Source organism: Streptomyces sp. NPDC002088 (genome assembly GCF_040296605.1).
GTDB lineage: Bacteria > Actinomycetota > Actinomycetes > Streptomycetales > Streptomycetaceae > Streptomyces.
The window spans coordinates 51410-71912 of record NZ_JBEOXO010000008.1; the positions used below are offsets into that span (position 1 = coordinate 51410).

General features: G+C 70.5%; 21 protein-coding genes and 6 tRNA genes. 9 read left to right on the forward strand and 18 right to left on the reverse strand.

The window, feature by feature from the left end; genetic code table 11:
• Nucleotides 1–8: 8 nt before the first annotated feature.
• The 7 genes from ABT114_RS18735 to ABT114_RS18765 all read right to left on the reverse strand — a co-directional run bounded on the left by ABT114_RS18735 (nt 9) and on the right by ABT114_RS18765 (nt 7744).
• Complete coding sequence (locus ABT114_RS18735) at nt 9–2744, reverse strand: exo-rhamnogalacturonan lyase family protein (protein WP_351143856.1); 2736 nt, start codon at nt 2742–2744, stop codon at nt 9–11.
• Nucleotides 2745–2850: 106 nt separating this feature from the next.
• Complete coding sequence (locus ABT114_RS18740; RefSeq protein WP_351143858.1) at nt 2851–3450, reverse strand: hypothetical protein; 600 nt, start codon at nt 3448–3450, stop codon at nt 2851–2853.
• A 10-nt stretch (nt 3451–3460) separates the two neighbouring features.
• A complete protein-coding gene (locus tag ABT114_RS18745) occupies nt 3461–4336 on the reverse strand; it encodes a carbohydrate ABC transporter permease (RefSeq protein WP_351143860.1) in 876 nt (291 codons plus the stop codon).
• The gene (locus ABT114_RS18750) at nt 4333–5289 is read right to left on the reverse strand and encodes a carbohydrate ABC transporter permease (RefSeq protein ID WP_351143862.1); all 957 of its coding nucleotides are present in this window, start codon (nt 5287–5289) and stop codon (nt 4333–4335) included. The genes ABT114_RS18745 and ABT114_RS18750 overlap by 4 nt, the downstream gene beginning before the upstream one ends.
• Nucleotides 5290–5303: 14 nt before the next feature.
• Nucleotides 5304–6590, reverse strand: coding sequence for an ABC transporter substrate-binding protein (locus ABT114_RS18755; RefSeq protein ID WP_351143864.1), 1287 nt, complete (start codon nt 6588–6590; stop codon nt 5304–5306).
• A gap of 520 nt (nt 6591–7110) precedes the next feature.
• Nucleotides 7111–7182 (reverse strand) — tRNA-Val (locus ABT114_RS18760).
• Nucleotides 7183–7270: 88 nt separating this feature from the next.
• On the reverse strand, nt 7271–7744 hold the full coding sequence (locus ABT114_RS18765) for a TIGR02611 family protein (RefSeq protein WP_351143866.1): 474 nt from the start codon (nt 7742–7744) through the stop codon (nt 7271–7273).
• Between the two features lie 191 nt (nt 7745–7935).
• On the opposite strand from ABT114_RS18765, the gene ABT114_RS18770 reads away from it, so the two are divergent.
• Together ABT114_RS18770 and ABT114_RS18775 are read left to right on the forward strand one after the other, a co-directional pair.
• Nucleotides 7936–8349 carry an SsgA family sporulation/cell division regulator gene (locus tag ABT114_RS18770; RefSeq protein ID WP_004002642.1) on the forward strand — a complete coding sequence of 138 codons (414 nt, stop codon included), beginning with the start codon at nt 7936–7938 and terminating at the stop codon, nt 8347–8349.
• A gap of 327 nt (nt 8350–8676) precedes the next feature.
• On the forward strand, nt 8677–9237 hold the full coding sequence (locus tag ABT114_RS18775) for a CGNR zinc finger domain-containing protein (protein WP_351143868.1): 561 nt from the start codon (nt 8677–8679) through the stop codon (nt 9235–9237).
• 72 nt (nt 9238–9309) lie between these two features.
• Here ABT114_RS18775 and ABT114_RS18780 read toward each other — a convergent pair whose 3' ends face one another.
• Entirely contained in the window at nt 9310–9462 is a 153-nt protein-coding gene (locus ABT114_RS18780) for a hypothetical protein (RefSeq protein WP_351143870.1), read from the reverse strand.
• Between the two features lie 199 nt (nt 9463–9661).
• Entirely contained in the window at nt 9662–10102 is a 441-nt protein-coding gene (locus ABT114_RS18785) for a hypothetical protein (RefSeq protein ID WP_351143873.1), read from the reverse strand.
• Between the two features lie 302 nt (nt 10103–10404).
• Between ABT114_RS18785 and ABT114_RS18790 the strand changes: the two genes are divergently transcribed.
• Nucleotides 10405–10935 (forward strand): DsbA family protein, encoded by a 531-nt coding sequence (locus ABT114_RS18790; RefSeq protein ID WP_351143875.1) that lies wholly within the window; start codon nt 10405–10407, stop codon nt 10933–10935.
• Nucleotides 10936–10942: 7 nt separating this feature from the next.
• Here the strand turns inward: ABT114_RS18790 and ABT114_RS18795 are convergent, their stop codons facing one another.
• Genes ABT114_RS18795 through ABT114_RS18805 form a run of 3 tightly spaced genes read right to left on the reverse strand, consistent with a single transcriptional unit; the run spans nt 10943 to nt 13689 of the window.
• Entirely contained in the window at nt 10943–11767 is an 825-nt protein-coding gene (locus ABT114_RS18795) for a GNAT family N-acetyltransferase (protein ID WP_351143877.1), read from the reverse strand.
• Between the two features lie 54 nt (nt 11768–11821).
• On the reverse strand, nt 11822–12643 hold the full coding sequence (locus ABT114_RS18800; RefSeq protein WP_351143879.1) for an aminotransferase class IV: 822 nt from the start codon (nt 12641–12643) through the stop codon (nt 11822–11824).
• Nucleotides 12640–13689, reverse strand: coding sequence for a chorismate-binding protein (locus tag ABT114_RS18805; protein ID WP_351143881.1), 1050 nt, complete (start codon nt 13687–13689; stop codon nt 12640–12642). The genes ABT114_RS18800 and ABT114_RS18805 overlap by 4 nt, the downstream gene beginning before the upstream one ends.
• Before the next feature lie 177 nt (nt 13690–13866).
• Between ABT114_RS18805 and ABT114_RS18810 the strand changes: the two genes are divergently transcribed.
• From ABT114_RS18810 to ABT114_RS18830, 5 genes are all read left to right on the forward strand, one after another.
• Nucleotides 13867–13939 (forward strand) — tRNA-Gly (locus ABT114_RS18810).
• Between the two features lie 38 nt (nt 13940–13977).
• Nucleotides 13978–14051, forward strand: a tRNA-Cys gene (locus ABT114_RS18815).
• A gap of 1 nt (nt 14052) precedes the next feature.
• Nucleotides 14053–14124, forward strand: a tRNA-Val gene (locus ABT114_RS18820).
• A 35-nt stretch (nt 14125–14159) separates the two neighbouring features.
• Nucleotides 14160–14231, forward strand: a tRNA-Val gene (locus ABT114_RS18825).
• A 43-nt stretch (nt 14232–14274) separates the two neighbouring features.
• Nucleotides 14275–14346, forward strand: a tRNA-Val gene (locus ABT114_RS18830).
• A gap of 49 nt (nt 14347–14395) precedes the next feature.
• Here ABT114_RS18830 and ABT114_RS18835 read toward each other — a convergent pair.
• The 4 genes from ABT114_RS18835 to ABT114_RS18850 form a co-directional block, all read right to left on the reverse strand.
• A complete protein-coding gene (locus ABT114_RS18835; RefSeq protein WP_351143883.1) occupies nt 14396–14689 on the reverse strand; it encodes a TFIIB-type zinc ribbon-containing protein in 294 nt (97 codons plus the stop codon).
• A gap of 80 nt (nt 14690–14769) precedes the next feature.
• Complete coding sequence (locus tag ABT114_RS18840) at nt 14770–15711, reverse strand: phosphotransferase family protein (RefSeq protein ID WP_351143885.1); 942 nt, start codon at nt 15709–15711, stop codon at nt 14770–14772.
• A 319-nt stretch (nt 15712–16030) separates the two neighbouring features.
• Nucleotides 16031–16225 (reverse strand): hypothetical protein, encoded by a 195-nt coding sequence (locus tag ABT114_RS18845; RefSeq protein WP_351143887.1) that lies wholly within the window; start codon nt 16223–16225, stop codon nt 16031–16033.
• A gap of 197 nt (nt 16226–16422) precedes the next feature.
• A complete protein-coding gene (locus tag ABT114_RS18850; protein ID WP_189309651.1) occupies nt 16423–16698 on the reverse strand; it encodes a DUF8836 family protein in 276 nt (91 codons plus the stop codon).
• A gap of 196 nt (nt 16699–16894) precedes the next feature.
• Here ABT114_RS18850 and ABT114_RS18855 point away from each other — a divergent pair, with 196 nt between their 5' ends.
• Nucleotides 16895–18328, forward strand: coding sequence for a serine/threonine-protein kinase (locus tag ABT114_RS18855; RefSeq protein WP_351144219.1), 1434 nt, complete (start codon nt 16895–16897; stop codon nt 18326–18328).
• 19 nt (nt 18329–18347) lie between these two features.
• Here the strand turns inward: ABT114_RS18855 and ABT114_RS18860 are convergent, their stop codons facing one another.
• Both ABT114_RS18860 and cobA read right to left on the reverse strand, forming a co-directional pair.
• Nucleotides 18348–19166, reverse strand: a complete 819-nt coding sequence (locus ABT114_RS18860) for a TrmH family RNA methyltransferase (RefSeq protein ID WP_351143889.1) — start codon at nt 19164–19166, stop codon at nt 18348–18350.
• Between the two features lie 64 nt (nt 19167–19230).
• Nucleotides 19231–20463 carry a uroporphyrinogen-III C-methyltransferase gene (gene cobA / locus ABT114_RS18865; RefSeq protein WP_351143891.1) on the reverse strand — a complete coding sequence of 411 codons (1233 nt, stop codon included), beginning with the start codon at nt 20461–20463 and terminating at the stop codon, nt 19231–19233.
• Nucleotides 20464–20503 lie beyond the last annotated feature (40 nt).

Here is a 20503-nt window from a genome sequence, read left to right on the forward strand (position 1 = left end):
AGCGGCCGCTACGGCATCTTGTCGCCCAGCAGCGCCAGGTTCTCGATGGCGGCGAGGCCGTACAGGGCGGTGTCGTTGCTGGACACCCAGGCTGCCTCGCTGCCCGCGACCAGGGTGGCCGGGCCGCTGAGCGGCTCCGTCTTCCACGGCGAGGACTCCATGTAGCCGTCGGAGCTGTAGAACTTCGTCCACGCGCGCTTGGCGAGCGTCTCGTCGCCGGTCTGGACGGCGGCGTACGCGTCCAGGCGGGAGTGGCCCTGGAAGAGCAGCAGGGAGCCGAAGTTGGTGCCGTAGCGTGCCGCCTGTTCCGCCTTGGTGGCGTTGAAGTAGCGGCAGTAGTCGAAGTAGGCCTCGTTGAACTTCGGCATGTCGGTCAGGTGGATCAGCTCGGCGCACAGCTCATTGAGGCCGAAGACCGCGGACAGGTGCGAGACGCCGACCACCGGGGTCGTGGCGACGGCGAACTCGCCCGTGTCGAGGTCGTACAGGCCGCTGCCCTGCACGAAGCCGTTGGGCTGGGCGGCGATGCCCTCCATCGTCGACAGCACGCGCGCCTTGGCCTTCTCCCACTTCGGGCCCTTGCGCTCCCACTCCGTCAGCCACGCCGACACCAGACCGCTCCAGTCGGTGCCGAAGCCGATCGACAGGGCGTGCCGGTCGGGCGTGTACGTATCGGTGCGGACCTTGCGCAGCGGGTCGAGGACGAGGAACGTCTCGTCGGAGTCGACGTTGGCGTGCATGAGGTCGCCGACGCGTTCGTCGGCGGTGAGGAAGTAGTAGAAGCGTCGGTAGGTGGTGTTGGAGATGCGCTGCTGCTTCGCGCTGTCCGCGTAGTGCTGGACGCCGTGCCGGGTACCGAGGCCGGCCCACTGGCCGATGTGGTAGACGTCGACCTCGCCGGTGTGCCGGGTCAGCGCCTCGGCGAACCGGAAGATGTCGGAGCGGCCGCTTCTGAGGTACGCGTACCAGAGCCAGAGGTCGGGCGAGAGCTCGGAGTTGTCCCAGGCGTAGCCGCCGACGTCGTACCGCCACTGGTGGCGCACGGTGTCGTACGTGTGCATGAAGTCGCCGTAGTCCCAGAAGCCGTACCAGCGGCGTTGCTCCACCTGGTCCTTGTAGTAGGTGAAGAGGAAGTCGAGGTGGTCCTCGATCTTGGCCTTGGCGGTGGTGGAGCGGTCGGGCTCGGAGTAGAGGCCCGGGCCGAAGACCTTGGCCTTGATGAGCTGCTTGGGCGGGGCGGCCAGCTGCGGCAGCACCCGGACGGCGTCGACCTGGTCGGCGAGCGTCTCGGGGGCCGGCGTCGATTCGTTGGCCCAGAAGAGGAGTTCGGAGGTGCGGGCGATGCCGTACGGGGTGCCGAACTCCGGCTCGTAGTCCTCGTAGGTGATGTTGAGGCCTTCGAGCTGTTCGGCGAAGGTGTCCTGGCCCATGCCGTCGTGGTAGAAGCGCAGGTCCATGGGCTGGGCCTCGGGCGACCAGAGCCAGAGGGTGACCTCGGCCTCGTCGGTGTGGGCGTCGCGGATGTCGAGCTGAGCGGGGAACTTCTGCCAGAAGTCCCTGAGGCCGAAGGAGAATCCGCCGCTCGCCCCGCCGACGTAACCGAACCCGGAGGCCCGCTTGCCGCCGCCGGCCGCGATCCAGCCGTAGCCCTTCTTGGTGCGCTTGCGCACGGTGAAGCCGTCGGCGGAGAGCTGGGAGAGGCTGTAGTCGCCCCAGTGCGGGATGTACTGGAGGCGGGTCGTCACCCGCTGGTCCCAGGTGGACGGATCGGGCAGCTTCTCGCCCGCGTACTGGGCCGCCTGCACGGCTGCGCCCGGGTCGCGGCGCAGGCCGGTGATGCCCTGGACGGCCTCGCGCAGCAGGCCCGTGCCCTCGCCGCCGATGCGGATGTGCCGGTCGTACGCCTCGTCGCGCATCGGCACGGTGAAGCGGACGCCGAGGCCGCGGATGAAGTCGCCGCTGGCCTTCCCGGGCTCCTGCGTCCCGTCGTAGGTGATCGTGTGCACCATGCGGAAGGAGTCGGCGCCGGCGTAGAAGTAGAGGCGGATCGAGAACGGCAGCCAGCTGCGGTCGCCCTTGCGGTGCTTGCCGTCGATGCGGACCACGGCCCGGACCGGGCCGTCCTGCTCGACGGTGACCTCGGAGATGGCGCCGTCGAAGCGCTCGGTCTTCACCGAGCCCTGGTCCTCGTCCTCGATCTCGGGCTGGCGGATCAGGACGAGCCGGCCGTTCTTGGCGATCTCCGTCGAACCCCGGGTGACGGACTTGATGAGCGTCGAGCCGTTCTTGCCGATCTTCGCGGTGATGACACCCGTCGACACGTCGATGGTGCCGCCGCTCTTGTCGACGGTGACCTTCTTCTCGGCCTCCGCGGGCGTACCGGCGGTGAGGGTGAGCTTGCCGGAGCCTGAGGCGACCGCGTGCGCGGTCCACTTCAGGGAGCCGTCCGGCCAGTAGCCGATCGGCCACGACTGCACGGGTACGGCCTTGCCGTCCGCGTCCGTCAGCGCGAAGGTCTGGTCCTCCTGGTAGGTGCCCATGGGCCAGGGCACGCCGACCGTGGAGCCGGGGGCGGCGCCGAGGCCACCGTCCTCGATCCAGTCCAGGGTCACCGGGTCGTTGTCGGCGGCCGCGGCGCTGGGTGCGGCCTGCGCGTCCTTCGCCCCCAGCGCCCAGCTGAACTGGGCGGCGGCTCCGGCGACGGCGGCAGCCTTGAGAAGGGACCTGCGGGGGATGGGAGACATGAGATGCAACCTTTCCATTCCATGCGGGCAGTAGGTCAGGGGCATGACAGGGAGAGGTACGACGCCCGGAGGCGCCTACCTTGTAGGTATGAGGGGGCACCGCCCGTCAGCGGTGCCGGTACCGCTCCTCCGCGGCGACGGCCGCCGCCGCGACGGCTCCGAGGACGGGGACCGCCAGCGGCGCGATGAACAAGGCGGACAGGGTGACGACGGCCAGCCCGCAGACGATCAGGAAGGACCCGGCGGGATCGAGCACGGTCCGCCTGACGGACTCCGCGAGCAGCGCCCGCCAGGCGGAGCCCGGTGTCCAGACGGCCGCCGCCCGCAGCAGGGCCACGGCAAGCCCGATCAGCACGAAGATCCCGACGGCCCCGACGAACGGCCCGCCGGGAATCCCGGCCCGCGCGGCCAGGACGTCCACCCAGACCGCGGCGGCCGCCGCCCACCCGGCGAGCCCGACGGCCCACCCGCGGCGCACGGCCGCCCGAAAGTCCTGGGCGAACTCCCGCCAGCCACCGCCCTCATGAGCCGTACGACGCCGCAGGTGCCGGGCGCCGGCGGCGAAGGCCGCGGGGTAGGTGACTACCCCGAGACAGGCCACGGCGATCCACACTCCGGTGAGCAGACACTCGGCGAAGACCGCGAAGCGCTCGCCGAACACGGACTCCTTGCGCCGGGCGCGGGCCTTCACGCGTGCTTGGGCCATGGTGACCGCCTCAGCCCTTCAGTCCGGAGGTCGCCATACCGTCGATGAGGTAGCGCTGGAAGGCCATGAAGAAAGCGATGACCGGCACCAGCGCCACCAGCGACATCGCGATCATGCTGCCGTAGTTGGAGATGCCCTCCTGGTCGCGGAACATCATCAGGCCGAGCGAAACGGTGTACTTGGACGGGGTGTTGAGGTAGATCAAGGGCCCCATGAAGTCGTTCCACGCATTGATGAAGGTGAAGATGGCACTGGTGATGAGGGCGGGGCGGCACAGCGGCAGCACGATGGACCAGTAGGTCCTCAGGTGCCCGCAGCCGTCGAGCTTGGCGGCCTCGTCCAGCTCGCGCGGCAGCCCGCGCATGAACTGCACCATCAGGAAGACGAAGAACGCCTCCGTGGCCAGGAACTTGCCCGCGACGAGCGGCACCAGCGTGTCGATGAGTTCAAGCTTGCGGAACATCACGTACTGCGGGATGAGCAGTACGTGGTACGGCAGCAACAGCGTGCCGATCATCAGCGTGAACAGCAGATTCCGCCCGGCGAACCGGATCTTGGCGAAGGCGTACGCGGTCAGCGAACTGGACAGCACGACACCGACCACGGCAAGGACCGCGTACATCAGCGAGTTCACGAAGAAGCTGCTGATGGAGATGCCGGAGATACCGTCGGCAAGGCCGGAGAAGTTCGCCCAGACCGGCTTGGTGGGCAGCAGATCGACGCTGGCGATGATGTCCTTGCTCGGCTTGAACGAGGCGCCGAGCACCCAGATCACCGGGTAGAGGACGACCGCGAGCACGAGGAGGGCGCCCACGTGCCAGGCAAGGGATCCGATGCGCCGCCGCTCGTTCGCGGTGCGCAGGACAGGGCTGGTGGCACTGGTCACTTGGCGGCCTCCTCGTAGTGCACCCACTTCTTCTGCGACCAGAACAGGACCGCCGTGACGAGCGCCACCGCGACCACCAGCGTCCAGGCCATCGCGGAGGCGAAGCCCATCTGGGCCTCCTTGAAGCCCTTCTGGTAGAGGTAACAGGTGTAGACGAGCGTGGCGTCGGCGGGCCCGCACCGGGTGTCGGAGACGACGTAGGCGGAGCCGAACACCTGGAACGCGTGGATGGACTCCAGCAGCACGTTGAAGAACAGCACCGGGGAGATCATCGGCAGCGTGATGTTCCAGAACCTGCGGAAGGGACCGGCCCCGTCCATCTCGGCGGCCTCGTACAGCTCCGGCGGGACCTGCTTGAGGCCGGCCAGGAAGATGACCATCGGTGCGCCGAACTGCCAGATACTCAGGGCCACCAGGGCGTAGATGACGTAGTCCGGGTTGCCGATCCAGCCGCCGACGTCAAGCCCGAAGATCTTCTGGGTACGGTCCACGACGGCGTCGTCGGAGAAGAGCGCCCGCCATACGAAGCCCACGGAGACGCTGGCGCCGATGAGCGAGGGCATATAGAACGCGGCCCGGTACAGGGCCTGTCCGCGCCGCTTCTGCGCGAGCAACAGCGCGACGCCGAGCGCGAGCAGCAGCTTCAGCGGTGTGGCCACGACGACGTACTTCAGCGTGACCTGCACCGACTTCTGCCAGCGCGGGTCCTGGAACATCGTCGTGAAGTTGTCGAGCCCCACCCACTGGGGCGGCGTGAACAGGTTGTAGCTGGTGAACGCGTAATACAGCGACGCGATCATCGGCCCCGCCGTGAGCAGCAGGAACCCCGCGAGCCACGGCGACATGAAGAGATAGCCGGCGAGGTTCTCGCGGCGCCGCCCGCGCCGCCCGGCGGCGGGAGCGGCGGACCGCTTCCCGGCCGGGCGCGTGGGCGCTTCCTTGACGAGCGTCATGGTGGTACGTCCCCTCAGCCCGCGAACGCGGCCTTGGCCTCGCTGAACAGCGTCTTCGCACCGTCGGCCGGCTTGGTCTTGCCCTGGGCGATCTCGCCGCCGATGCGCAGGAACGCCGCCTCGATGATGTCGGCGCCGGACGGGTGCGGGGTGATCTTCCCGAGGACGCCCGCCTTGGCGACCTCGTCCTCGTACGCCGCGACGCCCTTGTTGTTGTCGTCGGTGGGCGTGAACGCCTCGTACTGCTCGGTCGTGGCGAGGATGCCGCGGTCGTAGCCCATGATCTTGCCGACCTCGGGGTCGTGGACCATGAAGTCGATGAACTGGGCGGCTTCCTTGGGGTGCTTGGTCCCGGAGAAGGCGCTGAGCATCAGCGAACCGAGGTACTGGCCGGTGTCCTTGCCGTCCGCGGTGGGGATCGGCGCAAGCCCGTAGTCCGACTCGCCCTCGCCCTCGTAGCGGATGGAGAAGTTGTCCCAGGTGAACTCGGACGCTGCGAGGCCCGCCGACAGTCCGGACTTGGGCGAGACCTGCTCGATCTTCTTCGGGTCGGCGACGAGTCCGGACTTCACGCGCTTGTAGCCGTCCGCCCACCACTGCGTCACATCGTCCTCGGTGAAGCCGAGATCGGAGTCGGTGAAGAAGGCCTTGCCGTTCTGACGGAGGTACAGGTCGTAGAGGTACATGATGCTGAAGTAGCCGGTGTCACCGGCGATCTTCAGCTTGTCCTGGATCGTCTGGAGGGCGGCGAAGTACTCGTCCCAGGTCCAGCCGAACTTCGCCTCCACGCCCGCCTTCTTGAAGGCCTTGAGGTCGATGACGAGCGACATGGTGTTGGCGCCGACGGGGATGCCGAGCTGCTTGCCGTCGACCTGACCGTTCGCCAGAACGCCGTTGCGGAAGTTGTCGAGGCTCAGATTCCCCGAGTCGGCCTGCGACTTGAGATCCAGCAGAACACCGCGCTTGTCGTACTTGCGCAGAAAGCCGACCGCATTCTGGAAAACGTCCGGCGGATTGCCGCCGGAAGCCTGGGTCTGGAACTTCTCCCAGAACGCCGCGTAGTCGGTGAATTCGGGCTTGATCTTGATCTTCGGGTACTTCTTCTCGAAGAGCGCGATCGTCTTCTTGATGGCGATGGCGCGCGGCTCGCCACCCCACCACGCGTAACGGAGTGTCACCGTCCCGTCGGACGACGTGCCGCTGTCGCCCCCGCAGCCCGTCGTGGCGGCCAGCCCCAGCGTGGCCGCCGAGGCCCCGGCCACCTTCAGGATCGTGCGCCTCTCAACATCCCTGGTTCCCACAGTCGGGCCCTCCCCGCAGCGTCGTTGCCGCCGTCATGAATCGTTTCAAGTAAGCGCTTGCTGGCACAAGTTACGGAGGGGTTGAGGGTGCGTCAATGATTCGGACAGGAATTTCTTGCGAGACGGCCGGGCCGCTCGACGGCGCGGGCCGCCGGGGGCCAGGCCCGCTTGGCCTAAAGTAGCAGGTCAGATGGGGTGAAGGTGAGGGGAGGGTGGGGCGGCGGGGGTGGTGGGCGTCCGGCTGAAAGTCGACGGCGAGCGAGGGCGCCGTACGGGCGCGGACGGATGGCATACGAGCTCGCACGGGTCGCAGAGGGGCCCGGAGAGGACCAGGGGCGATGCCCCCTGCGAGGGGCCGCCGCGGGGACTGGAGCCCCGGGAGCACGGCACTGGAGAGGATCGGCACCGACTCGAAGGCGAAGCGGTGACAGCAGGCCCACAGGCCCGCGCCGACATCACGCCGCACGCACAACGAACGGCGGCCCACCTGCACTGTCGCAGATGGGCCGCCGATTCCGGGTGGGCGATACTGGGTTCGAACCAGTGACCTCTTCGGTGTGAACGAAGCGCTCTCCCACTGAGCTAATCGCCCGGGCGCAGGAAGAACATTACCCCATGTCAGGGGGTGCCTGTGACCAGCGCCGGGCGACGCCTGGCCGGCATTCGCCCCGCATCCCGGGTCACTGATCCTTGATCTTCCAGGGCATGACGACGCCGAACTTCCAGACATAGATCCCGACGAGGACCGCCACGATCGCGAGGCCGATCACCGTCAACGTGATGTTGCGTCGCCGCACCTTGGGATCGAGCGCCTTTTGGGCCGCCTCGGTGACCTTGCGTTTGGTCCACCGAAGCACCAGCTGGGCCCACACGAACTCGGTCGCCCAGATCGCCATGCCGCCGAAGATCACGACCCAGCCCGGCCCGGGCAGCGGCAGCATGATGATGCCGGCGACCACGACCGCCAGCCCGAGCACGAAGACGCCCACCTGCCAGCTCAGATGCAGCATGCGGCGCGCCTTGATGAACTCCGGCGCCTTGGAGCCGAGCCCGTGCCCGTGCTCCCCCGCCTTCGCCTCGCCCGGCTTACCGCTCGACTTCGTCCCGTCCGATGCCACGGCACCCTCGCCCGGCTCGTTACTCCCCGTGTTCATACAACCAAACACTACCGGAGAGAAACCAGTCACCGGAATGGTCGTAGCTCGCGAACGGGTTCTCGGCCGGAAGAGTTACGTAAAGGCACGCAAAACACTCAGAGGGGTTTACAACGGCACCGTAGGTGGCATGTCGATTTCGCCGACGTGCGAATCCCCGAGCGCACACTGAGCGAAAGGCCCTGGCGCTTATGAACACCACGGTCAGCTGCGAGCTGCACCTGCGCCTCGTTGTGTCGAGCGAGTCCTCCCTGCCTGTCCCCGCAGGCCTGCGGTACGACACGGCCGACCCCTACGCCGTGCACGCCACCTTCCACACCGGAGCCGAGGAGACCGTCGAGTGGGTGTTCGCCCGCGACCTCCTCGCCGAGGGGCTTCACCGTCCCACGGGCACCGGCGACGTCCGCGTCTGGCCGTCGCGCAGTCACGGTCAGGGCGTCGTGTGCATCGCCCTGAGCTCTCCGGAGGGCGAGGCCCTGCTCGAGGCCCCGGCGCGGGCCTTGGAGTCGTTTCTGAAGCGGACTGATGCGGCGGTGCCGCCCGGCACCGAGCACAGGCACTTCGATCTGGATCAGGAACTCTCACACATCCTGGCGGAGAGCTAGGTCGAGGCCGTCACAGAGCCGCCCGGCGCCGTCCAACTCGGGGAGACGGCTCGGGCCACGACGCCCGCATCCCGTATGCGCCGACGCCGTCACCGTGGGTCCCCCCACGGTGACGGCGTCGGGGTGCGCGCGTCGCCGTGCGTGCGCAGGCCGTGACCGACGGTCTCCCTGGCGGCCGGCGCAGGCGGCCGGGAACACCGGCCAGGCCTGGGCCGTTCCATCGGCGAGCGCGTGCCGGGTGCGCGGCCGCCGCAGGGGGCGTGGGAGCCACTACCATCGGCCAGCATCGGCGGGCGCCCGCCCGACCCCCAGGCCAGGGAGCGAAACGTGCTGATCACCCACGACACCCGGTGTGCCCTCGATGCCGTGGTGGATCTGGTGAACACCGCACCGGAGGACGAGACGACCCCGGACGCGCTGGCGGACGTCCCGGCCCTCGCGGATTTCGTACGAAAGCACCAGATCAGCGATGTCGGGGTGCTGTCGGAGTTCGATCTGTCGGCGGTGCGCAGGATCCGCGGGCGGTTCGCCGGGATCTTCGCGGCCCCGGACGCGCGGACGGCTGCCGGAATGATCAACGAGCTGGTCGCGGCCGCGGGCACCACGCCCCGGCTCACGAACCACGACGGCTACGACTGGCACGTGCACTACTTCGCCCCTGGCGCCTCCGTCGCCGACCACCTGGCGGCCGACTGCGGGATGGCGCTGGCGTTCTTCGTGGTGGCCGGGGAGGAGGAGCGGCTTCGGCGCTGTGAGGCACCGGACTGCCGGCGTGCCTTCGTCGACCAGTCCCGCAACCGTTCCCGGCGGTACTGCGACAGCCGTACCTGTGGCAACCGACTGCATGTGGCCGCGTACCGGGCACGACGCAAGGAAGCGGCGGGCTGAGGTCCGTCGAGACGCCGCTCTGGAGGTGCGACGCGGTCCCCGGCGGGTGGCGCCGGGGAACGCGGGTACGGCTCACAGCATCAGCAGGTCGTGCAACGAAGCCATGAGCAGCAGACACCCGATCACCGCAAGGAAGATCATCAGCGGTGGCTGGGAAAGGGCGAAGAGGCATCCGCGCGGCTCTTCCTTCGGCGGCGCGGCATCGCTCTGTGTCGTGTCCAGCATCTCGCGGCGATGATGACGCAGCCGACCCCACTCACGCGATCAACACGCCCGTAAAGAGCGGGAGTTCGCCGGATTCCGTGAAGTCCGGTTCAGGGCATGATCATGCAGTGGGCAGAGCGTGATCGTTTTCGGACCGGCGCGGACCTTCTGTGTCGTTTCAGCCCGCGGGCGGCTCGTCACACGCCGTGCCTCTTCCGTGTCATATGCCGTGCTTCTTCAGGATGGCCTCGATGTCGCTGAAGTCGTCCGCGGAGCCCTTGCGGGGCGTCGTCACGGGCCGGGCGGCCGGGCGGGTGCCCGGTCCCAGTGAGGGCGCCGAGGCCGCCGGCGCCACCGCCTCGCGCTCTGCCGACTGGGCCTCCTTGCGCTGCTTGCGGCCGCCGCCGCGGCGGCGTTCCACGGCGCGCGTGGTCGCGAACAGCGCCCAGGCCGCGCCGAGCACACCGAAGCCCGCCCAGGCCGTGGGACTGAAGGCGGTGTCGGCGACCCAGCCGACGACACCCGTCATCACCAGGCCGAGGGGAATGAGGGAGTAGGCGGCGATACGGGCGGCAGCGAGGAATCGCTTGCGGTAGGCCGTGACCACCGCGATGCCCAGGCCTGCCGCGGAGACGGCGGAACAGACGGTCTCGGCAATCATCCGGTCCTCCAGGCAGAACTCGGTCGGGCAGGGGGCACTTCGTCCCCTCCATCCTGCACCTCCCGGGCCCCGCCGGGCCATGCTCCGGCCCGACATCAGGGACATCTCCGGGTCGGCTCCTGCGCAGGTACCGGTCGCGGCCGCGACCGGCCCCGGACAGTCCCGGACGGCCCGGACGGCCCGGACGGCCCGGACGGCCCCGACAGCCCGGACGGCCCCGACAGCCCGGATAGTCCCGACAGCCCGGACAGCCCGGACAGTCCCGGTTGGGGTGGCCGCCGCCGGACTGGGAGACTGAAGGCATGAGCGACTCCTCCCCCGAACGTCCCGCCGCCCCCGCTGCCGTACTCGACGTGTGGTGCGAACTGCAGTGCCCGGACTGCCACAGCGCACTCGACGACCTCCGCGCCCTTCGCGAGCGCTACGGCGACCGGCTGGAGCTGCGGCTGCGGCACTTCCCGCTGGAGAAGCACAAGCACGCCTTCGCCGCGGCACAGGCCGCCGAGGAGGCCGTGGAGCAAGGGCGGGGGTGGCCGTACGTGGAGGCGGTGCTGAGCCGGGTCGAGGAGCTGGACCGTAAGGGAGAACCCTTCCTGGTCGAGGTGGCCGGGGAACTCGGTCTGGACGCCGAGGAGTTCGACACCGCGCTCATCGACGGCCGCCACATCCTGATGGTCGACGCCGACCAGGCCGAGGGCAAGGCCATCGGCGTGACCGGCACTCCGACGTACGTCATCGGCGGTGAGCGCCTCGACGGCGGCAAGAGCCAGGCGGGGCTGCGCGAGCGCATCGAGGAGATCGCCGACCGGCTACTGGCCGAGCAGGGGGCCTGACCGGCTCCTAGAGCAGCGGCTTGTACAGGGAGTACCGCGTCGTCTCGTAGCCGAGTGACTCGTAGAGCCGCTCGGCCGGCGTGTTGCCCGCGAACACGTTGAGGCCGAGGACGCGTCTGCCGGCGGCGATCGCCCGGATCTCCGCCAGCAGCATGAGCGTACGGCCGTGTCCGTGTCCGCGATGGGCCGCGTCGGCCTCGACGTCGAACACGTAGGCGTTCTCCTCGCGCAGGGCCACCCACAAGGTGCCCACCCGTGTTCCCTCGTGCTCGAGCACGCTGAACAGCATGTTCTCGGTGGTGAGCCCCTGTGGCAGCAGCGTCTCGTGGTCGCGGCTCGACTTGGCGTACGCCTCGGCCTCCGGTACACCCTGCTCGATCCAGGTGCGCGCGTACACCTCCGACTCGTACCCGAGCCACGCCTCGAACTCGGCCTGGGTCATCAGGCGTCCCCGGCTGCCGGCCGGCAGGGCGGGCGGGGCGTCACCGAGCTGCTTCTGCATGCCGCGGCTGCGGAGTACGAAACCGAGCGCCTTGACGAGCCGCAGCGCGGCCTCGGCGTCGGCGGGCACGTCCGCCTCGATCTGGCGGCACCCCCAGCCGCGCGCCACCTCCTCCGCGGCGAGCGCGGCCACCGTGCCCCGGCCGCGCCGGCGGTCCGGTTCCTCGATGCGCAGGTCCAGGATGCGGGCCACCGAATCACCGAAGCTCGGGGAGGTGCCGAGGTGTATCGCGCCGACAGGACGGCTGTTCACGCACACCTGGAAGCGGCGCGAACGCGTCCCGTCGGCATTGCGCTGAAGCGGCTCGGTCGGCCGCAGGGTCGTGGTCATCAGGGGTGTTCTACCCGCCGTGGCGGACTCCGTCAGCCCATTTTCTCCGTGCTCCTACGGATCGAGGTCGTCCCCGGAGCGCTCGTCGAAGATCCGCATGGCCTTGGCGGTCACCGGGCCCGGCGCGCCGGGGAGTTCGCGCTCGTCGACGCGGTGCACGGCCTGCACGTCCCGCAACGTGGAGGTCAGGAAGACCTCCTCCGCCCGCTCCAGGACGTCCAGCGGCAGGTCGGTCTCCTTGGCGCCCGTCCACTCGACGGCCAACGCGCGCGTGATGCCCGCGAGGCAGCCCGAGGCGACCGGCGGGGTGTGGATCTCGCCGTCGAGGACGACGAAGACGTTGGATCCCGTGCCCTCGCAGAGCTGTCCGACCGTGTTGGGGAACAGCGCCTCGGACGCACCGTGCTGACGGGCGCGGGCCAGGGCGACGACGTTCTCGGCGTACGAGGTGGTCTTCAGACCGGTGAGCGCGCCGCGTTCGTTGCGGGTCCAGGGGACCGTGATCACGGCGGTGGAGTCGGCGCGACGGGCGGTCTCGCCGAGTGCGACGACGAGAGTCGGGCCGTGCTCGCCGCGGTCGGACCCCAGGGGGCCGTGGCCGCCGGTGTACGTGATGCGCAGCCGGCCGAGCGGCATCGGGTTGGCCTCGATGACGGCGGCGCAGGCGCGGCGGACCTCGTCGAGGTCGGGGTCGGGCAGGCCCAGGCCACGCGCGGAACGGGTCAGCCGGTCGAGGTGCCGGGTCAGCGCGAACGGCTTGCCGTCCACCGCCTTCACCGTCTCGAAGATTCCGTCGCCCACGGTCAGTCCGTGGTCGAAGACGGACACGCGGGCGGACTCGATGTCCTGCAGCCCGCCGTCGAGCCAGATCTTCACGTCAGTGCCTCTCCCTCTCCACTCACCTCGTACGCTCCCGACGCTACCGCGAGCAGCCGGGACGCCTTCAGTTCGGTCTCCCGCCACTCCCCCTCGGGGTCGGAACCCCAGGTGATGCCGGCGCCGGTGCCGAAGTGCAGGACGTCCTCGGCGCGGTCGATCCAGAAGGTGCGGATGCCGACGGCCAGCTCACCCTCGCCGCGGTCGGCGTCGACCCAGCCGATGCCGCCGCAGTACGGGCCGCGCGGCGCCGTCTCCAGGGCGGAGATGATCCGCAGGGCGCTGGCCTTGGGGGCGCCGGTGACCGAGCCGGGCGGGAAGGTGGCGGCGAGCAGCTCCGGCCAGCCGGTGCCGGAACGCAGCTCGCCGCGGACCGTGGACACGAGATGGACCAGACCGGGGTGTTTCTCGACGGCGCACAGGTCGGGGACGGTGACGCTGCCGGTGGCGCAGACGCGCCCGATGTCGTTGCGGACCAGGTCCACGATCATCACGTTCTCGGCGTAGTCCTTGTCCAGGAGGTCCGCCTCGGTGCGGCCGGTGCCCTTGATCGGGCCGGACTCGACCACGCGGCCGGCGCGGCGCAGGAACAGCTCGGGCGAGGCCGTGGCGATCTCCACGCCGTGCCGAGGCAGCCGAATCGTTCCTGCATACGGCGCCGGGTTGCCGCGGGCGAGCAACGCGGTGAGGGCGGCCACGTCGGCGTCCGGCGCGACACGCGCGGACAGCACGCGGCAGAGGTTCGCCTGGTACACCTCGCCGGCCGCGATGTGCTCGCGGATGCGGCGGACGGCGGCCGTGTACGCGGCGCGGTCGAGGGAGGATGTCCAGTCGGCGACCGCCGGTCCGTGCCACTCCCCCGGCACCGGGGCGGGCACCGGCTCCTCCCGCACGTCCGCGAAGCGGGCACAGGTCAGACGCCCCTCGAAGTCCGCGCAGACGGCCCAGAAACCGGTGGAGTCGAGAGCCGCGGGGTCGCTGGTGACATCGAGCAGCCCGGTGGCGACGCGGTCGCCGAAGCGGGCGAGGGGAGGGAAGTCGAGCACGTTGTCGAGTCTAGGTGGGTGGCCTGCGGGTGGCCCGGCCGTGCCCTCGCGGGGGGCCCGAGCAGGTCCACAGGCGGACGCAGGGCAGCACGCTGCACAAACGCGTTTTTGTGCTGGCCCGGGAATCCGCTAGAGTTCAACACGTCGCCGGGACGCGCAAGCGGACCGAAACGACAGGCGGACGTAGCTCAGTTGGTAGAGCGCAACCTTGCCAAGGTTGAGGTCGCGAGTTCGAGCCTCGTCGTCCGCTCGAAGGAACTAGGGGTCTTCCCGATCCCCTACACTCCTGGTGGAGTGGCCGAGAGGCGAGGCAACGGCCTGCAAAGCCGTCTACACGGGTTCAAATCCCGTCTCCACCTCCAAGGACGATTAGCTCAGCGGGAGAGCGCTTCCCTGACACGGAAGAGGTCACTGGTTCAATCCCAGTATCGTCCACTGGCCCGCAAGGGTCCTGGTCCGCAAGGATCCCCGCGCGATTAGCTCAGCGGGAGAGCGCTTCCCTGACACGGAAGAGGTCACTGGTTCAATCCCAGTATCGCGCACGCAGTGCCCATGATCGGCTCTCCGGAGTCATCGTGGTCCCGAGGACGATTAGCTCAGCGGGAGAGCGCTTCCCTGACACGGAAGAGGTCACTGGTTCAATCCCAGTATCGTCCACACACACCGAAGCCCCCGGCCGTCTCGTACGGCCGGGGGCTTCGTCGTCTCAGGACGAGAACAGCATGTGGCCGAAGCTCTTGTGGCGGTGGTGGCCGCCGTAGTGCCCACCGTGCTGGCCGCCGCCGTGCTGGGCACCCCAGGCGGGCGCCTGCGGCGCGGCGGGGTACGCCTGCGGAGCGGGCGGCGGCGGGGCGGGCTGGGTCCACTGGGACTCCAGGCGGGTCAGCGCCTCCAGCTCGCCGTAGTCGAGGAAGATCCCTCGGCAGCCACTGCACTGCTCTATCTGGACACCGTTGCGGTTGTACGTGTGCATCGGCGCATGGCACTTCGGACACTGCATGGTCGGCTCAACTCCTCGCCGGTCGATCCTGCTTCGCGTTTCGCCAGGACAGACTCTGTCCGGCTGCGGTCGGTTGCACCCTACTTCGCGAAGTCGCCGGCCAACTCCGGGGGGATCGGACGCATTCGGGCACATGCGTCGACAAGGGACAACTCCACCTCGTCCAGCGAGCGGTCCGCGGCGATCGCCTTGACGACGGCCCGGGCGGCGCTCTGCGCGGTGAGGGCGCGGGCCGCGACGTCCAGGGCGGGCCACGGATCGCCGGCCGCGGGGACGGCGGGGCCACCCGCCGCGCGGTAGGCGGTCAGGAAGCGGGTCCACTCGTCGGGCGGGAGCAGTCCGCAGGCGTACCAGGCCGCCGGGCGGGCCAGGTCCCAGGCCGGAACGCCCACACCGAGGTCGTCGACGTCGATCAGCTTCCAGGGGCCGTCCGGGACCGGGTGGCGTACGAGCTGGCCGAGGTGGAGGTCGCCGTGGCAGAGGGTGGTGCCGTCGGGCATGGGGGCCTCGGCGCGGGCCCAGGCGGGGAGGGTGGCCCAGGCGTGAAGGACCGGGGGTACGGCCGGGTGCGGGGTGCCCGCGGCACGGAGGAGGGCGATGGCGCGGGCCGCTTTGACGGGGCCGCGCATCGGGGGCAGCCCGGGCGGGGCGGGACTCCGGTGGAGGCGGGCGAGGAGGGTGGCGGCTGCTTCCCAGGGCGCGGCGTCGGGGTCGTCCGGGTCCACGGGGACGCCGTACGGCCAGAGAGTCACGAGCCGGCCGTCGACCGGCGTCGAGCTCGGGTCCAGGGGAGGCAGCAGGACGTCCGGCAGGCCGGCGGCGACGGTGAGGCGGAGGGCCAGTTCGGTGGGGGCGGTGTCCGGGGCGTGGGCCTTGGCGACGGTGTCGGCGTGGCGGACGACGGTGGCGTCGGGGCGGTCGGCGAGGGTCACTGGGGCGCCGCAGGCGCAGGGGGTGCCGTTTGGGTGGGCCGCTGTTCCGACCTTCGCGGTCAGGGTGGGTAGCAGCGGGTTCGTGGTCACGGAGCTCCCCTGGGGGCGGGCGGGTTTGGGCGTGAGCCTACGTGGGTGCGGTGGGCCGGGGGTGCTGGGTGCGCGGGGTTGGGGCCGGGGGTGAGTCGCGCAACCCGGCGCTTGCGGAGTGCCGCCCTTCTGCGGGACGGGCGCCGCCCCGAGCGGCACGACTGCCCGCAGCTCCCCGGTCGGCACGAAAGAAAAACAATGCCGGCGCAGCTCCCCAGCTGCGCCGGCATTTTTTGCCGTCCGCCGCACCCCCGTCCCCACGGGGTTTCATGGGTGGATGTCCCCACCCGGACCGCTCTTCCGGGCCTGGGGTCGCCGCTCAGCGCCCCAGCATCACTCCCACGGACGACGCCTGTGTGGCCACTGTCTCCCAGCCGTCGAAGACGAGGAGGAGAAGGGCCGCCAGGGGAAGGGCCATGAGTGTCGCCACCAGGGGGTGGCGGCGGCCCGTACGGCGGGGGCGCCTGGTGCGTCCCTGGGTGCGGGTCAGTGCCCGCGGTGCCGTGTAGGCCATGGTCCCTCTCCTGACCGTCTCAGTTGTCATTGGCAGCGGCGGGTGTCTGACCTCGGGGGACGAGTGCTGCACCCGCCGCTTGACTTCAAATCTAGGCGGACGGCGCCCGTCGGGCGTCATGCCCTCGTACCGATTGGCGGGCCTCCCCGAGGATGAGCCGTGACCTGCGGAGTACTCCCCTGGGTGGAGACGAGGTCCTAGGTCTCGGGGTCCTCCCGGAGGGGCCGTCCGGTGTGCCCCGGCTTTTCTGAGCTGTCCTCACGGGGTACCGGCTGTTCGACCAGAGCCAGGACCCGGTTCGCCATGAACCGGGCGGTGCGGACAACCGAGCCGTTGCGGGTGACCTCGCTCACTTCCACCACGCCCCGGCGCACCGCCGTCTCCACCCGGCGGCCCGCTCTGCTCGCCACCACCTCGTACGTCCGTGTCGTGTCGCCGGCGTCCACGACTATCTCCACGCGGTCACCCTTCACGGGCTCAATCCCCCTTCTGTGACGGGTGGTTGGGGGCACGGGCAGCACAAGGCCGTACTGTCGGCACGCTCCCTGACCACTCTTCAATTCTCCCACCCGGCACTGACAATCCATCGGGCCGAGAGGGCGCGGCCTCTGCGCGCGGGCGGCTGTGAAAACGTAAGCTGTGCCACGTCACACGGACCGGGCAGCGGGGATGAACATGGCGATGATGCGCCTGAGGCGCGAGGACCCGCGCGTCGTCGGCTCGTTCAGGCTTCACAGACGCCTCGGCGCGGGCGGGATGGGCGTTGTCTACCTGGGCTCCGACAAGAAGGGGCAGCGGGTCGCGCTCAAGGTGATCCGGCCGGATCTGGCGGAGGATCAGGAGTTTCGCTCACGGTTCGCGCGTGAGGTCTCGGCGGCGCGACGGATTCGCGGCGGGTGCACGGCGCGACTGGTCGCGGCGGACCTGGACGCGGATCGTCCCTGGTTCGCCACGCAGTACGTGCCCGGGCCCTCCCTGCACGACAAGGTCGCCGACGAGGGGCCGCTGGGTGCGGCCGAGGCCGCCGCGATCGGCGCCGCCCTGTCGGAGGGCCTGGTCGCCGTGCACGAGGCCGGGGTCGTGCACCGGGACCTGAAGCCGTCCAACATCCTGCTGTCCCCGAAGGGGCCGCGGATCATCGACTTCGGCATCGCCTGGGCGACCGGTGCCTCCACGCTCACACACGTCGGCACCGCGGTCGGCTCCCCCGGCTTCCTCGCCCCGGAGCAGGTGCGCGGAGCCGCCGTCACCCCGGCGACGGACGTGTTCTCGCTGGGTGCCACGCTCGCGTACGCCTCCACGGCCGACTCACCCTTCGGACACGGCAGTTCCGAGGTGATGTTGTACCGCGTGGTGCACGAGGAGGCGCATCTGCACGCCGTGCCCGATGCGCTGGCTCCGCTGGTGCGCGCGTGCCTCGCGAAGGACCCCGAGGATCGGCCCAGCACGCTCGAACTGTCGCTGCGACTCAAGGAGATCGCGGCCCGAGAGGCCCAGGGGATGGCCGACGGGCGCCCGCCCGCGCCGCGTTCGGCCGAGGCGGACCGGCCCACCGGGCGGCTCGCCGAGCCCAGTTACCCGGAACAGCAGCGCGCTGCCGGACGGCGACCGCCGAGGCAGCCGGGCGCGCAGGGGACTCCGCCGCCCCGGGGAGCCGCCCCCTCGCGCGGTCCGGCTCCGACCGTCAGGGGCGGCGGCACCCCGTCCCGCGGCGGCAGTGCCTCGCGGAGCGGCAGCACGTCGTCCCGGCCCGGAGCGCGGCCCACCCCGGCCTCGCGCAACACGCCCCGGTCCGGCAGCAGCAGCCGTACGGGGGGACGCAGCGGTGCGGGTCGTCCCGCCCCCAGGACCACCGGGACCGGCCGCCGGCCGGCCAATCCACGCCTGCTCCGTCAGCGGCTGTTCGTGTTCATCGTGGTGACGCTGCTCGTCGCGCTCGGCATCGGCGTGGTGCAGGGCTGCCAGGGATCGGCGCGCGGGCTCGGGGGCGGCGGTGACGTCGTACGGCGGTCGACGACGAAGCCACAGCCGCGGGAGCCGTTGGGCGGGCAACCGATGAAGCAGCGGTACGAGTCGACCCTCCGGGCGGACAGCCCGGAGTGACGCGGGCGGCCCCGGGGGGTCAGGACTGCGGGCGGCCCGTCGCCACCGCGTAGAACGCCACCGCGGCCGCCGCCCCCACATTGAGGGAGTCGACGCCGTGGGCCATGGGGATGCGGACCCATTCGTCGGCGGCGACCAGGGCCTGGGTGGACAGGCCGTCGCCCTCCGCGCCGAGCATCAGGGCCACCCGGTCCATCTTGTGCGGTGCGGCCTGGTCGAGGGATTTGGCCTTCTCGTCGGGGGTGAGCGCGAGGAGCGTGAAGCCCGCCTCGCGGACCGAGTCGAGGCCCTTGGGCCAGGTGTCGAGACGGGCGTACGGGACGGAGAAGACCGCGCCCATCGAGACCTTGACGGAGCGGCGGTAGAGGGGGTCGGCGCAGTCCGGGGAGAGCAGGACGGCGTCCATGCCGAGGGCGGCCGCCGAGCGGAAGATCGCGCCGATGTTGGTGTGGTCGTTGACTGCCTCCATGACCGCCACCCGGCGGGCGGACCGCAGGAGTTCGGCCGCCGTCGGCAGTGGTTTGCGCTGCATGGAGGCGAGCGCGCCGCGGTGCACGTGGTAGCCGGTGACCTGTTCGGCGAGCTCCGGGCTGACCGCGTAGACGGGGGCCGGGAGCTCGTCGATGACGTCGCGCATGACGTCGACCCACTTGGCGGACAGCAGCATCGAGCGCATCTCGTACCCGGCGTCCTTGGCCCGGCGGATGACCTTCTCGCCCTCGGCGATGAACAGGCCCTCGGCGGGCTCGCGCTTGCGGCGCAGCTCGACGTCGGTCAGGCCCGTGTAGTCGCGCAGGCGCGGGTCGGCGGGGTCCTCAACGGTGATGAGATCGGCCACAGGGTGATACTGCCTTGTCCTGGGTGTGGTGCCAACGGCTCGGAACGGGTTGTGTTACCCGGGGTTACGCGGATGTCCGCGGGCCTACGGCGACGACTTCGCCGATGACGATGACGGCCGGGGGCTTCACGTCCTCGGCGCGTGCGGTCTCGGCGACGGTCGCGAGGGTCGCGTCGACGCGCCGCTGGGCCGCCGTCGTACCCTCCTGGACCAGGGCGACGGGCGTGTCCGGCGACTTGCCGTGCGCGACGAGCGTCTCGGCGATCTTCCCGATCTTGTCGACGCCCATGAGGACGACGAGCGTGCCGGTCAGCTTCGCGAGCGACGGCCAGTCGGCCAGGGAGCGCTCGTCGTCAGGGGCGACATGGCCGCTGACCACCGTGAACTCGTGTGCGACACCGCGGTGGGTGACCGGGATGCCGGCCGCGCCCGGCACCGAGATGGAGCTGGAGATGCCCGGCACGACCGTGCACGTGATGCCGGCCTCGGCGAGCGCCTGGAGCTCCTCCATGCCACGCCCGAAGACGTACGGGTCGCCGCCCTTCAGCCGGACCACGGACTTGCCCTGCTTGGCGTGCTCGATCAGCGCGTTGTTGATGGCCTCCTGGGCCATGTAGCGCCCGTACGGGATCTTCGCCGCGTCGATCACCTCGACGTGCGGCGGGAGTTCGGCCAGCAGGTCGCGCGGGCCGAGGCGGTCGGCGATGACGACGTCCGCCTCGGCGAGCAGACGGCGGCCGCGGACCGTGATCAGGTCCGGGTCGCCGGGGCCGCCGCCGACGAGGGAGACGCCCGGGGTACGGGTGCGGTGGTGCGGGGCGACGAGGGTGCCGTCGCGCAGGCCCTCCACGACCGCGTCGCGGATGGCGGCGGTGTGCCGGGGGTCGCGGCCGCGCGCGTCCGTGGTGAGTACGGCCACCGTGACACCCTCGCTGTGGCCGGTGGCCGGGGTCCAGGCGGTCGCCGCGTCGGCGTCGTCGGAGCGGACGCACCAGACGCGGTGCGTCTCCGCCTCGGCGGAGGCCCGCGTGTTCGCCTCGGGGTCGCTGGTGGCGATCAGGGCGTACCAGGCGTCCGCGAGGTCGCCGTCGGCGTAGGGGCGCTTCTCCCAGGTGATCTCGCCCGCGTCCGCCATGGCCTCGACGGAGGGGGTCGCCTCGGGGGACACCAGGAGGATGTCCGCGCCCGCCGCGATCAGCGCCGGGAGGCGGCGCTGGGCGACCTGCCCGCCACCGAGGACGACCACTCGGCGACCGGTGAGACGGAGGCCTACGGGGTAGGCGGGGTGTTCGGCCATGAGGGGCGGCTCCTCGTCCTGGCGGTGCGATGGGCGCTAC